Consider the following 11951-nt stretch of genomic DNA (forward strand, 5'->3'; position numbering starts at 1 on the left):
GCGACGCGGGCGGCGGAGCCTTCGAGTTCGGCGAGGCCTTCGGCGACGTCGAGTTTGTCGAGGGCGGCCTTGGCGCGGATGATCGCAGCGGAGTCGTTGGCGGTCACGTTACGGGCTTCCAGCGCGGCGGCGGCGCCGGCACCGTCGAGGCGGTCCATGTTGGCTTCGCTGGCGTGGCCGGCGTTGGCGCCCTTGATCACCGCTGCACCGGTGTCTTCGTTGTCGACTTCATCCCAACTCAGCATTGAAATACTCCCTTCTGGTCTGTTCTGACGGCCTATGGGGCCGTCCAAAATATAAAATTTGCAGGCGGTTAGGCATTGAAATACGGCGCATAGTGTGGTCGGTATTTACCGATACTGCACACTATGTAGTGGTCTGTTCTGTTTGTGGGCACACTATATGGGGTGTGGTGACGATGGTCAACGCACAAGATGTGCGGTCTGGGGTCGCTGCCGGGCGCTTGATTGACGCCCTGTCCAGGACTGGATATGTTGTCTTGCATGAAAAAGACCCTGCGCGAAGACACCCACCTGATCAGCCAGCTCGAACAGATCGCCGAAGGCTTGAGCAAAACCTTCAGCCCGTTCTGCGAAGTGGTGCTGCACGACTTGCGCGACCCGCAGCACGCGATCCTGGCGATCCATAACAACCTCTCGGGCCGCCAGCCTGGCGACCCGGCCACTGAGCTGGGCCTGGCGCGGATTGCCGATCCCGAGTACCCGCCAGTCATTGCCAATTATCAGAACCAGTTCGCCGACGGCCGCCAGGTCAAGAGCACCTCGATCGGCATCAAGGACACCCGCGGACAATACGTCGCGGCCTTGTGCATGAACGTCGACCTCTCGTTGTTCCGAGGCTTGCAGGGCATGCTGGAACAGTTCGGCTCTGTCAGTGGCGACACGCCCCGTGAGTCTCTCGACCCGTCCGGCGCCGACGCCATTCGTGCGCGCATCGATCAGTTCGCCGCACGCCTGGCCACCACGCCGCGCGCGCTCAAGACCGCGGACCGGCGTGCCTTGATGCGTGAGCTCAAGGATGCCGGCTGCATGGATGTGCGCCGGGCCATGGAAACCGTAGCCTCGCACCTGGGCGTGTCGCGCGCGGCGGTCTACACCTACGCCAAGTAACGCGCGACGGCTTCAATCTCCACCAGATACCCGTGATGCAACTCGGGCACCGGCACTACCGCGCGTGCCGGGCGGTGATCACCCAGTGCGCCGGCGTAGACCTGGTCGAACGCCGGCCAGTGTTCGACCCCCGCCACGTACACCGTGACTTTCACCAGATCCTGCGGCGTGCCGCCGGCCGCCTTGAGGATTTCCAACACATTCGCCAGTGCGACCTGGGCCTGTTCGGCAAACGGCGCCGACAGGTTATGCCGCCCGTCCGGGCTGACCGGCAGTTGCCCGGAGATATACAGCGTGTCGCCGTGGCGGATGGCCTGGGAGTAATGCCCGGCAGGCTTTGCCGCCGTGGGGGTGTGGATGATGTTCATGGCGCCTCGCTGAGCAGGGTGGCGTACTTCTGGAGATCGACGTTGCCGCCGGTGACGATGATGCCCACGCGCTGGCCCTTGAGCTGGTCGCCCAACGCGTGCAGTGCGGCCAGGCCCAGGCAGCCGGTGGGTTCCACCACCATTTTCATGCGCTGCATGAAGAACTTCATCGAGGCCACCAACTGTGCGTCCGACACCGTAAGGATGTCGTTCACCTGCTCGCGGATGATGGGGAAGGTGTAGTTGCCCAAGTGCTGGGTCTGGGCGCCGTCGGCGATGGTCGCCGGGGTGTCGATATGTACGATGTTACCGGTGCGAAACGAGCGCTGGCCGTCATTCCCCGCCTCGGGTTCGACGCCGTACAACTGGCACTCCGGCGACAAGGCGCGGGTCGACAGCGCCGTGCCCGACAGCATGCCACCACCGCCCAGGCCGACGAACAACGCGTCCAGGGGGCCGGTGAATTCCAGCAGTTCCTTGGCGGCGGTGCCTTGGCCGGCGAGGATATGCGGATGGTCGTAGGGCGGGATCAGGGTCATGCCGTGTTCGCTCGCCAGGGTACGGCCGATCTGCTCGCGGTCCTCGGTAAAGCGGTCATACAGCACCACGCTGGCGCCATACTCGCGGGTGGCCGCGACCTTGGCGGCAGGCGCATCGCCGGGCATCACAATCGTTGCCGGTATGCCCAGCAAACGCGCCGCCAGGGCAATGCCCTGGGCATGGTTGCCCGACGAGAACGCCACCACCCCGGCTTCGCGTTGCCGTGCGTCAAACTGCGACAGTGCATTGAAGGCGCCGCGAAACTTGAATGAGCCGGTGCGCTGCAGGTTCTCGCACTTGATGAAGACCTCGGCGCCGGTCTGTGCGTTGAGCGTTCGAGAGGTGAACACCGGCGTCAGGCAGGCAACGCCCTCCAGGCGTTGGGCGGCGGCGATGACGTCTTGGTAAGTCGGCAGGTGCATGGGACGGACCTCAATGGCATGTCTGGATAAAATATCCATAACAAGACAGATAGTAAAGATTCGTGTGGGAGTGCTGGCGTTTCGAACCTCTCTGATCGCGGCAGGATACGATGTTGGTCCGACTCGCCGACTGCATCGCCCACTTAGCGCAAGGTTGAAAAGATCATGGTGTCTGACTGCGATATTAAATAGAATGAATCTCATTTGAGACTCACTCGCGCCGCGCAGGTCGCTTGCCATGAATGATGCTGTTGTTTCGACCCACGCCCCCGAGCTGACGTTGTCGAGCCTGTACCGCGACCATCGCAGCTGGCTGGAAAGCTGGCTGCGCCGGCGCTTGGGCAATGCCTGGGATGCCGCGGACCTGAGCCAGGATACGTTTTTACGGGTACTCGCCAGCGCCCAGCCGATTGCGCAGATGCAGGAGCCGCGCGCGTATCTGGTGACCGTCGGCAAGCGCCTGCTGGTGAATTTCCATCAGCGGCGCAGCCTCGAACAGGCCTATCTGCAGGCCTTGGCGAACCTGCCGGAAGCCTGTGTGCCGTCGCCCGAGCAGCGCTGGCTGGTGCTGGAAACCCTGCAAGCCCTGGATGAATTGCTCGATGGCTTGCCGGTGCTGGTCCGCCGCGCCTTTCTCTGGAGCCAACTGGAAGGCCTGGGCTATCGGGAGATCGCCGAGCGCCTCGACGTCTCCGAACGCACGGTAAAACGCTACATGGCCCAGGCTTACGAACATTGCCTGTTGGTGGACCTGTGAGCCGTGACGTGGCCCGCGCCGCCGCCCAATGGCTGGCGCTGTTGGAGTCTGGCGCGGCCACCGAGCATGATCACGCCGCCTTGCAGCACTGGCGGGACAGCCACCCTCAGCACGAACAGACCTGGCAAAAAGCCCAGACCCTGCGCCAGCGTTTCAGCGCCTTGCCCCAGGCCCTGGCGATGGCCAGCCTCGACCGCCCGCAACCGGGACGCCGCGCCGTGCTCAAGCGCGCGTTGGGTATCGCGGCCTTGGTGCCGACGGCCTGGTTGGTCAGCCGTCAATTGCCCATCGAGGTATGGCGCGCCGACCTGCACACCGCCACCGGTGAGCGCAAGCGTATCCCCTTGGATGACGGCGGCAACCTGCAACTCAATACCGCCACGGCGGTGGATGTGGACCTGGCACAGCGGCGTATCACGCTGGTGGACGGTGAGTTGGCGCTGAATCTTCCCGGCGCGACCGCGATGACCGTGCAGACCCGCTACGGCGAGTTGAGCGTCAGCCAGGCCGACGTGTGCATACGACAACAGGCGGCCGGCTGTCTGGTGTCTGTGCTCAAGGGCGCAGTCCAAGTGCGCGACCGGAACGGGCAGATGGCGACCCTGCAGGGGGGGCAGCAAGCGCCGCTGAAAGCCGGCGGGCTGGGTGCCTGGGTGCCGTTTGATGTGTCGCAGCTGGGCTGGCGCGACGGTGTGCTGACGGCGCAGAACCAGGCGCTGGGCGATTTTTTGCGGGAGCTGGAACGTTATCGGCCAGGTGTTTTGCGTTGGGAACCGAACCTGGAGAATTTACGTGTGACCGGCAGCTTCCGCCTCGACGACACCGACCGCATCCTCAATTTGCTTGCCTCGACCCTGGGGCTCGAGCTGCAGGCGCGGACACGGTATTGGGTGACATTGCGCAAAGCAATGAGCTGATCACCCCGTTTGTGTAGTGAGCGGGCTTGCCCCGCACTGGGCTGCGAAGCGGCCCTAAAACCAAACACCCGGCTCTGTCTGACAGACCGCGGTGTTTTTTATTGGGGCCGCTTCGCAGCCCAGCGCGGGGCAAGCCCGCTCACTACAAGTCTCAGTGGTGTTAGATCACATGGGCGCGGTGCAGCTCGGTCAAGGCCAGTGCCTTGAGCCGGGCCAGCAGCGGATCACGCCGGTCCCTTGGGTGCGGCAGGTCCACCGCCAGTTCCTGGCGAATGCTGCTGGGCCGGTTGTCCATCACCAGCACACGGTCGCTCAGGTACAGCGCCTCGTCCACATCATGGGTCACCAACAGCAAGGCGATGGCATGGTGTTTGGCCAGTTGCAGCAGCAGGTCCTGCAGCTTCATGCGGGTAAACGCGTCCACTGCGCTGAAGGGTTCATCCAGCAACAACACCTGCGGGCGTGAATACAGGCCCCGCGCGATGGCGACCCGCTGTGCCATGCCGCCGGACAACGCCTTGGGCAGCGCCTGGGCAAACCCCTTGAGGCCGACTTCCTCGATCAGTTGCGTGACCCAGGCCCTGTCGTAGTGGTTGTCATCGCTGAAACCGATGTTCTGTTCCACCGTGAGCCAGGGCATCAACCGGGGTTCCTGGAACACAAAGGCGACTTCGCCCTCCGGGCTGTGCAGTTCGCCCAGGAAGTCCTTTTCCAGGCCGGCGACGATGCGCAGCAAGGTGCTTTTGCCGCAGCCGCTGGGGCCCAGCAGGCTCACGGCTTCCCTCGGTTGCAACGTCAGGCGCACCTCGTTCAGCACGGTGGTGTGGGCGAAGCTTTTACGCGCCACGTGAATGTCCAGCAGAGGCTGTGCGCTCATTGTCCGGCTCCCTGAAACGTATCGCGCCAGGCCAGGCAGCGCTTCTCCAGTGCCGCGAGCAGGCCATCGCTGACCTTGCCCAGCAGCGCCAACACAATGATCGCGGCCAGCACGATATCCGGCCGCGAGGTTTCCCGCCCGTCGCTGAGCAAATAACCCAGGCCCTTGGTGGCCGCGATCAACTCAGCCGCCACCAAAAACATCCACGCCAGGCTCAAGCCGCTGCGCAACCCGGTAAACAGGCCGGGCAGGGCGGCGGGCAATAAAATGCGGCGCACCAGGCGGCGGCGATTGAAACCATACATTTGCCCGACTTCCACCAGCTTGCGGTCGATATCGCGGATGGCCGCAACCCCATTGAGGTACACCGGGAAGAACGCGCCGATTGCGATCAGCACGATCTTCGACGTTTCGTCGATGCCCAGCCACAGCAGCAACAGCGGCACCCAGGCCAGGCTTGGGATCGAGCGCAGCCCGGCGAAGGTCGGTTCCAGATAGGCTTCGGCCTCACGGCTCAAGCCGACCCACGCGGCAAACATCAACGCCAGGCTGGCGCCGATGGCAAAGCCCAGCAGCACCCGGCCGAGGCTGGCGCTGATGTGTTTCCACAGTGCACCTTCGGCGAGGTCCGTCAGGGTCACGGCGATTTCGCTGGGCGCCGGCATCTGGTACGACGGCAGCCAACCCACACGTACCACCACTTCCAACACCAGCAGGATCAGCGCCGGCACCACCAGGCCCTTGAGCCGTCTCGGCCAGGCACTGCGGTTGATCGCCACGGGCGCGGCAAGGGGCAATGCTTGGGTTTTGCTGGTCATCACGCGCTCCTTCTCCTTAGTGTCAGTGGCCGAACGAGGTGTCGATCAACTGGTCGATCACCTGGTCCACATTCACGCCTTTGCGCACCAACTCTTCGGACACCAGGATCGGCGCGGCGGCCTTGGACGACAGCACATCCTTGCTGCTCAGGAACGGCGTGCTCAGGTCGGTGCGCGACAGTTGCAGCTTGGCCACTTCCAGCGGCAGGCCGGATTCGTCGGCGAGCAGCTTGGCGAATTCATCCGGGTGCTTCACCGCCCAGTCGCGGGCCTTTTCATAGGCGCCGAGCACTTTGGTGATGGTCTGCGGATGCGCTTTGGCAAATTTTTCGGTGACGCTGACCACGCCATAACTGTTGAAATCCTTGTTGCGGTACAGCAGGCGCGAACCGGCCTGGATTTCGCTGGCGGCCATGTGCGGGTCAAGACCGGCCCAGGCGTCCACGTCACCTTTCTCTAGGGCGGTGCGGCCATCCGGGTGTTGCAGGTGTAACAGCTCCACATCGTCTTTTTTCAGCCCGGCCTTTTGCAGGCTGCGCAGGGTGAACAGGTACGGGTCGGTGCCTTTGGTGGCGGCGATTTTCTTGCCCTTGAGATCGGTGACGCTCTTGAACGGCGAGTCCTTGCGCACTACCAGGGCCGTCCATTCGGCGCGGCTGTACACATACACCGATTTGATCGGGCTGCCGTTGGCGCGGCTCAACACCGCCGACAGGCTGGCGGAGGAAGCGAAATCCACGCCGCCACTGTTGAGGTATTCCAGCGACCGGTTGCTGCCCTGGCTCAGGACCCAACCGACCTTGCTGTTCGGCAGGGCCTGTTCCAGCCAGCCAAAATGCTTGAGCACCAGGCTGACGGGCGAGTAGTAGGCATAGTCGAGATTGACTTCGGCGGGGTCGGTGTCGGCGGCATGGGCCAGCGGTTGCAGGCAGAGGGCGAGGGCGCAGGCGCCGAGTAAACGTCGGGTGAAGGGGTTCATGGAACAGCTCCGGCAAGGCGTTGAGAGAAGGCTTTTCTTATATCCAGAAAAATTAAACGGCATGTTCCATCATGCTTTTCGGGAATATGCAGTCTCTGTGCCATCTGGTTCGGAGGCGTGTTTACGGGGCTTGAAGGGGCTAAAGCTGTAGCGCGAATGCGCAAACTGTTGATCAGCTGTTGGTGATGCAACAGTTCTTATATATCTGTATCGAATAAATAAAGAGTTATATATTCCTTTTAATGTTTTCGTGGGTGGCGCATGTTGAGGGCCTGCGCATTCGTGCGGATTGACCCAACAGCCAAAAGGAAAGCCGACATGACCATTAAAGCGATCAACGTGCGCAACCAGTTCAAGGGCGTCATCAAGGAAATCCTGCTGGGGGAAGTGGTGTCGGAAATCGACGTGCAGACCGCGTCCGGCATCGTCACCTCGGTGATCACCACCCGCTCGGTGCGTGACCTGGAGTTGAAAGTGGGCAGCGAAGTGATTGCCTTTGTGAAATCGACGGAAGTGTCCATCGCCAAGTTGTGAACCCAATCGAATGAGGGCGCTGGCAAGCCGGGGCCCTCATTAATAGATGCACGCTTCAGCGTTGGCGAAGGGCGCGTTCCATGCGTTGCAGGCCTTCTTCCAGCATCGTTCGTGGGCAGCCGAAGTTCAGTCGCACGAACTGTTGGCTGTCATCGCCGAACTCGATACCGGCGCTCAACCCGACCTTGGCCTGCTCCAGGAAAAACTGCTGCGGATCATCCAGGCCCAGGGCGCTGCAATCCAGCCACGCCAGGAACGTGCCTTGCGGCACCTGCATCACCACGCCGGGCAGGCGGGTTTGCACGGCCTCGAGCAGGTAGTCACGGTTCGCTTGCAGGTACTGCACCAACGCATCAAGCCAGTCGCCGCACTGGCTGTAGGCGGCGCGGGTGGCCTCCAGACCCAGGGGGCTGACGCTGTCGACCATGCCGCAACGCGCCTGGTTGAAGCGCTCGCGGATCTCGGCGTTCTGGACCACTGCAAAGCAAGTTTTCAGGCCAGCGACGTTATACGCCTTGCTCGCCGACATCAGCGTGATCGTGCGCTGGGCGATCTCATCGCTGAGGCTGGCAGTGGGAATGTGGCGTCGGCCATCAAAACACAGCTCGGCGTGGATTTCGTCGGAGATAATCAGCGCGCCGTGTTCCAGGCAGGCGTTGGCCACGGCCAGCAGTTCTTCGCGGGGGAAGACTTTGCCCATGGGGTTATGCGGGTTGCTCAACAGCAGCGCGCCGGCACCGGTCAGCGCCTGACGCATGGCGGGCAGGGGCGTGAGGTATTCGCCGTCGACCAGTTCGAAGGGGACTTCGATGCGCGGCAGGTTCCAGTGCCCCGGCGCCAGGCGGATCGGCCGGTAGTTGGGGGTTTGCAGTACCACCGGTTGGCCGGGTTGTACAAAGGCGTGCAGTGCCATGTTGAAACCCGGTTCGACGCCGGGCAGGAACAGCAACTCATCCGGCTGTACGCGCCAGGCGTACTTGGCCCACAAATCGGCAATGATCGCCTCACGCACATCCGGGCCGGCGACGCTGTAGCCGAGCACCTGCTGGTCGAGGCGCGCGTGCAAGGCTTGCAGCACGGCGGGTGGGGCGGCGATGTCCATGTCGGCGATCCACATCGGCAAAACGTCGTGCGGGTAGCGGTTCCACTTGGTGCTGCCGGTGCCTAGGCGGGGGTGGATCGTGTCGAAATCAAAGCTCATGGGGGGCTCGTGTCAGTGCGTCGGGCGCGGGAATGGGGCTGATTCTAGCGTCATTATTTTTATAGGCCAGGGTTGATTGGCGCTTACCGTTGTTGAGGTGTGCCGTACTGGGTTAAAACTGTGGGAGGGGGCTTGCTCCCGATGGCGGTGTGTCAGTTGATGCATCTGTGGCTGTCCCATTGCTATCGGGAGCAAGCCCCCTCCCACAGTTTGATCTCCATACATCAGGTAACGGATATACCCCTTGAGAAACACGCGCTTCCACGCAAGGCGCGGGCGCACAGGCCGACCGCGACAAGCAGCGCACAGTTTTTCAAGAAGCCTTGCAGGGTGATTTATCCGCAAAAAGGGTTGTTATCAACGGTTCACCAGTTTCGCCGGCAAGGCGATGACCAGGAAGCTGCTGAGAATCAGGCAGCCGGCGAAAAACCATAAGGCACCGGCGCTGCTGCCTGTGACGTCGATCGCAACGCCCATCAACGAGTTGCTCACCAGGCCGGCGATATTCGCCAGCGAGCAGGCCAGGGCAAAGCCGGTGGCCGCCGCCGTACCTTTGAGGAAGGTCGCCGGCAGGCTGAAGAACACCGGCACCGCGCCGATGATCGCCGCCGAGGCAATCGCGAACAGCGCCACGGTGGCCGCCACGTTATGAGTAAAGAAGGTGCTGGTGGCCATGGCCGCCGCGCCGATGAAAAACGGCACGATGATGTGCCAGCGGCGCTCGCGGTGCTTGTCGGAACTGGCGCCGATCAGCAGCATGCCGAGCAGGGCGGCAACGCTCGGCAACGCGGTGAGCACGCCGATATGGAAGGTGTCGATGACCCCGGCATTGCGGATGAAGGTCGGCATCCAGAAGCCCATGGCGTAAGCGCTGAGCAGGATCGAGAAATCGATGCCGCCGAGCATCCACACCTTGAGGTTGAAGAAGCCGTCGCGGAAGCTGTGCTTGCTGTCGGCACCGTCGGCGTCATCCTTGCGCAGTTCGGTTTCCAGCAGGGCCTTTTCCTCGTCCGACAGCCATTTGGCTTGCTGGTAGGTGTTGGGCAGTGCCCAGAAGGTCAGCACGCCGAGCAATACGCTGGGCACCGCTTCGATCAGGAACAGCCACTGCCAGCCGCGCAGGCCGCCCATGTGGTCGAAGTGGCCCATGATCCAGCCGGACAACGGGCCGCCGATCACGCTGGACAGCGGCAGGCCGATCATGAACAGCGCGATGATCCGCCCGCGTCGGTGAGTGGGGAACCAGGTGGTCAGGTAGTACAGGACGCCCGGCAGAAAGCCCGCTTCGGCAGCACCGAGCAGAAAACGCAGGATGTAGAACTGGGTGGTGGAGGTGACCAGCATGGTGCAAGCCGAGAGCAGGCCCCAGGTGATCATGATGCGCGCGATCCAGATCTTCGCGCCGACCCGTTCCAGTACCAGGTTGCTCGGCACTTCGAACAGGATGTAGCCGACAAAGAACAGGCCGGCACCGAGGCCGAACGCGGTTTCGCTGAACTGCAACTGGTCAAGCATCTGCAGTTTGGCGAAGCCGATGTTGATGCGGTCGAGGTAGGCGGCCAGGTAGCAGAAGCACAGGAACGGAATCAGCTTCCAGGTGATCTTGTGGTAAAGCGTGTTGACCGGGTCGGCGACGGTGGTCGCGGGCGCTGCATTCGCAATGGGCATTGGGTGTCTCCTGGCGGTGACTTATGGTTTTTATACAGCCGCTTTTGTTCCAGCACTTCGGAGTGCTGTAGAAGCGACTTCCAAAGGCAGTGTCAGAAGACTGAGGTCTTTCGGTTTTGCATTTCAGGCCTCAGTTTGTTCAAGACCGCGCTCTATGGCGCGGTTCTCGGTACCGTCTTATGGCTCCCTGAACTTGCTCATCGCCTCCTGCTTGCTCACCACGTCGCCATACTTGCTGTCGATATCGAACAGGTTGGCCTCATGGGGCGCCGGGTGCCGGTCGCCGACGCATTCGCGCACGACGATGGTGCGAAACCCGTGTTGCACCGCATCCACCGCCGTGGCGCGGATGCAGCCGCTGGTGGAACAACCGGCCAGTACCACGGTGTCGATGCCCTGGGCATGCAGCATCGGCGCCAGGCTGCTGCCGAAAAACGCACTGGCGTACTGTTTGGTGATCACCACTTCATCGGCTTGCGGCAATACTTCGGCGCAGAACGCGGCCAGTGGGTTGCCTTCGACCATGTCTTTCATCACCGGGGCCTTCTTGACCCAGATGCCACCGTCGACGAAATGGCCGGGATGGTAGCGGATATTGGTGTGCACCACCGCAATCCCGTGCTCGCGTGCGGTGGCCAGCAGCTCGACGCTTTCGGCCACGGCCGTGACCACGCCCGGCGCGAATAATGGCGCGCCTTCGGTGGTGTAGCCCTGCATGAAGTCGATCATCAGCAGCGCGGCTTTTTTGCCGAAACCGATGCGGTTGCCCCAGACGCCCTGATAATTGGCGTCGGCGGATTGTTCGCTCATCTTCCCAATCTCCTCATTCATAGCTGTGGTGAGCGGTTTATTTGTGGTGAGCGGGCTTGCCCCGCGCTGGGCTGCGAAGCGGCCCCAAAAAAGCGGGAGCGCTACGCACTCCAGCGCGGGGCAAGCCCGCTCACTACAAAAAACCTGCTCATCACAGATGCGGTTTCAGTAGGCGCCGGAGAGCAGCGCGCCCGCGCCGGGAACGATGGGTTCCAGGTCCAAGGCCTTGAGCATGGCGTAAGTGGTGGCGATCGCGGCCGTCAGCACCGGCTTGCCGGTTTGCGCCTCGACCTTGGCCACCACCGGCAACGATTGCATCTGCACGCAGGCGGACAACACGATCACGTCGACACCTTCCAGGTTCATCCCGGCGACGATGGCCGGCAGGTTGGCCGGGTCGTGGCGGGCCACTTCGAGGTTGTCGGGGATCTCCAGGGCACGCCAGTCCACGACCTCAAAGCCTTCTTCGCGGATGTAGTTCACCACCAGTTCGGTCAGTGGCTTCATGTACGGCGCGACAATCGCGATGCGCTGGGCGCCCATTACTTTCAGGCCTTCGATCAAGGCCCCGGCGCTGGTGATAACCGGTGCATTGGCATCGTTGTCGGCGGTGGCCTTGCGCAGGCGTTGTTCGGAATTGCGGTGATAACCCAGACCCATGGCCATGATCGCCACCAGGCACGCATAACCCAGCACATCGACCTTGGCGTCGGACAGTTCGACGGCGCAACGGTCGGACTCGCCGTCCATGGCCGCCAGTTCTTCCTTGCGCACTTGTTTCATGCGCATGCGGCTGGAGTGAAAGGTAAAGCGCTCGGGGCGGATCGCCTGGCGGGCGGTGAGCATCGCCGGGATCTCGGTTTCCATGGTGGTGTTGGAGCTCGGCACGATCTGGCCGATGCGGTAGGGCTTCTGCATGGTGGTCTCCAG

13 protein-coding genes and 1 pseudogene are annotated in these 11951 nt (G+C 62.5%); 4 read left to right on the forward strand and 10 right to left on the reverse strand.

Annotation, left to right across the window (positions count from 1 at the left end; translation table 11 throughout):
- A pseudogene (locus AC3ZU9_RS00005) lies at window positions 1-245 on the reverse strand (ribonucleotide-diphosphate reductase subunit beta); the annotation flags it as partial.
- 258 nt (window positions 246-503) lie between these two features.
- Here AC3ZU9_RS00005 and AC3ZU9_RS00010 point away from each other — a divergent pair.
- A complete protein-coding gene (locus AC3ZU9_RS00010) occupies window positions 504-1130 on the forward strand; it encodes a helix-turn-helix transcriptional regulator (RefSeq protein ID WP_490090089.1) in 627 nt (208 codons plus the stop codon).
- On the opposite strand, the gene AC3ZU9_RS00015 is transcribed toward AC3ZU9_RS00010, so the two are convergent.
- Together AC3ZU9_RS00015 and AC3ZU9_RS00020 are read right to left on the reverse strand one after the other, a co-directional pair.
- On the reverse strand, window positions 1118-1498 hold the full coding sequence (locus tag AC3ZU9_RS00015; protein ID WP_046034243.1) for a RidA family protein: 381 nt from the start codon (window positions 1496-1498) through the stop codon (window positions 1118-1120). The genes AC3ZU9_RS00010 and AC3ZU9_RS00015 overlap by 13 nt on opposite strands.
- Entirely contained in the window at window positions 1495-2460 is a 966-nt protein-coding gene (locus AC3ZU9_RS00020) for a threo-3-hydroxy-L-aspartate ammonia-lyase (RefSeq protein WP_490090090.1), read from the reverse strand. The genes AC3ZU9_RS00015 and AC3ZU9_RS00020 overlap by 4 nt, the downstream gene beginning before the upstream one ends.
- Window positions 2461-2698: 238 nt before the next feature.
- On the opposite strand from AC3ZU9_RS00020, the gene AC3ZU9_RS00025 reads away from it, so the two are divergent.
- The gene (locus AC3ZU9_RS00025; RefSeq protein ID WP_046034241.1) at window positions 2699-3217 is read left to right on the forward strand and encodes a sigma-70 family RNA polymerase sigma factor; all 519 of its coding nucleotides are present in this window, start codon (window positions 2699-2701) and stop codon (window positions 3215-3217) included.
- Window positions 3214-4134 carry a FecR domain-containing protein gene (locus tag AC3ZU9_RS00030; RefSeq protein ID WP_490090091.1) on the forward strand — a complete coding sequence of 307 codons (921 nt, stop codon included), beginning with the start codon at window positions 3214-3216 and terminating at the stop codon, window positions 4132-4134. The genes AC3ZU9_RS00025 and AC3ZU9_RS00030 overlap by 4 nt, the downstream gene beginning before the upstream one ends.
- A 160-nt stretch (window positions 4135-4294) precedes the next feature.
- Here the strand turns inward: AC3ZU9_RS00030 and AC3ZU9_RS00035 are convergent, their stop codons facing one another.
- From AC3ZU9_RS00035 to AC3ZU9_RS00045, 3 genes are read right to left on the reverse strand one after another with little or no spacing between them, the layout of a single operon-like run.
- Window positions 4295-5011 carry an ABC transporter ATP-binding protein gene (locus AC3ZU9_RS00035; protein ID WP_490090092.1) on the reverse strand — a complete coding sequence of 239 codons (717 nt, stop codon included), beginning with the start codon at window positions 5009-5011 and terminating at the stop codon, window positions 4295-4297.
- Window positions 5008-5829 carry an ABC transporter permease gene (locus AC3ZU9_RS00040; RefSeq protein WP_046034239.1) on the reverse strand — a complete coding sequence of 274 codons (822 nt, stop codon included), beginning with the start codon at window positions 5827-5829 and terminating at the stop codon, window positions 5008-5010. The genes AC3ZU9_RS00035 and AC3ZU9_RS00040 overlap by 4 nt, the downstream gene beginning before the upstream one ends.
- A 22-nt stretch (window positions 5830-5851) precedes the next feature.
- Entirely contained in the window at window positions 5852-6808 is a 957-nt protein-coding gene (locus tag AC3ZU9_RS00045) for an aliphatic sulfonate ABC transporter substrate-binding protein (protein ID WP_490090093.1), read from the reverse strand.
- Between the two features lie 318 nt (window positions 6809-7126).
- Between AC3ZU9_RS00045 and AC3ZU9_RS00050 the strand changes: the two genes are divergently transcribed.
- Complete coding sequence (locus AC3ZU9_RS00050; protein ID WP_003173733.1) at window positions 7127-7342, forward strand: TOBE domain-containing protein; 216 nt, start codon at window positions 7127-7129, stop codon at window positions 7340-7342.
- A 55-nt stretch (window positions 7343-7397) separates the two neighbouring features.
- On the opposite strand, the gene AC3ZU9_RS00055 is transcribed toward AC3ZU9_RS00050, so the two are convergent.
- The 4 genes from AC3ZU9_RS00055 to AC3ZU9_RS00070 form a co-directional block, all read right to left on the reverse strand.
- A complete protein-coding gene (locus tag AC3ZU9_RS00055; RefSeq protein WP_012723977.1) occupies window positions 7398-8543 on the reverse strand; it encodes a MalY/PatB family protein in 1146 nt (381 codons plus the stop codon).
- A gap of 357 nt (window positions 8544-8900) precedes the next feature.
- Complete coding sequence (locus tag AC3ZU9_RS00060) at window positions 8901-10211, reverse strand: MFS transporter (RefSeq protein ID WP_046034237.1); 1311 nt, start codon at window positions 10209-10211, stop codon at window positions 8901-8903.
- Window positions 10212-10388: 177 nt separating this feature from the next.
- Window positions 10389-11021, reverse strand: a complete 633-nt coding sequence (locus AC3ZU9_RS00065) for an N-carbamoylsarcosine amidohydrolase (RefSeq protein ID WP_043205282.1) — start codon at window positions 11019-11021, stop codon at window positions 10389-10391.
- A 165-nt stretch (window positions 11022-11186) separates the two neighbouring features.
- A complete protein-coding gene (locus AC3ZU9_RS00070; RefSeq protein WP_093546316.1) occupies window positions 11187-11939 on the reverse strand; it encodes a maleate cis-trans isomerase family protein in 753 nt (250 codons plus the stop codon).
- Between the last annotated feature and the right edge of the window lie 12 nt (window positions 11940-11951).

It is taken from the genome of Pseudomonas sp. A39, assembly GCF_058145955.1.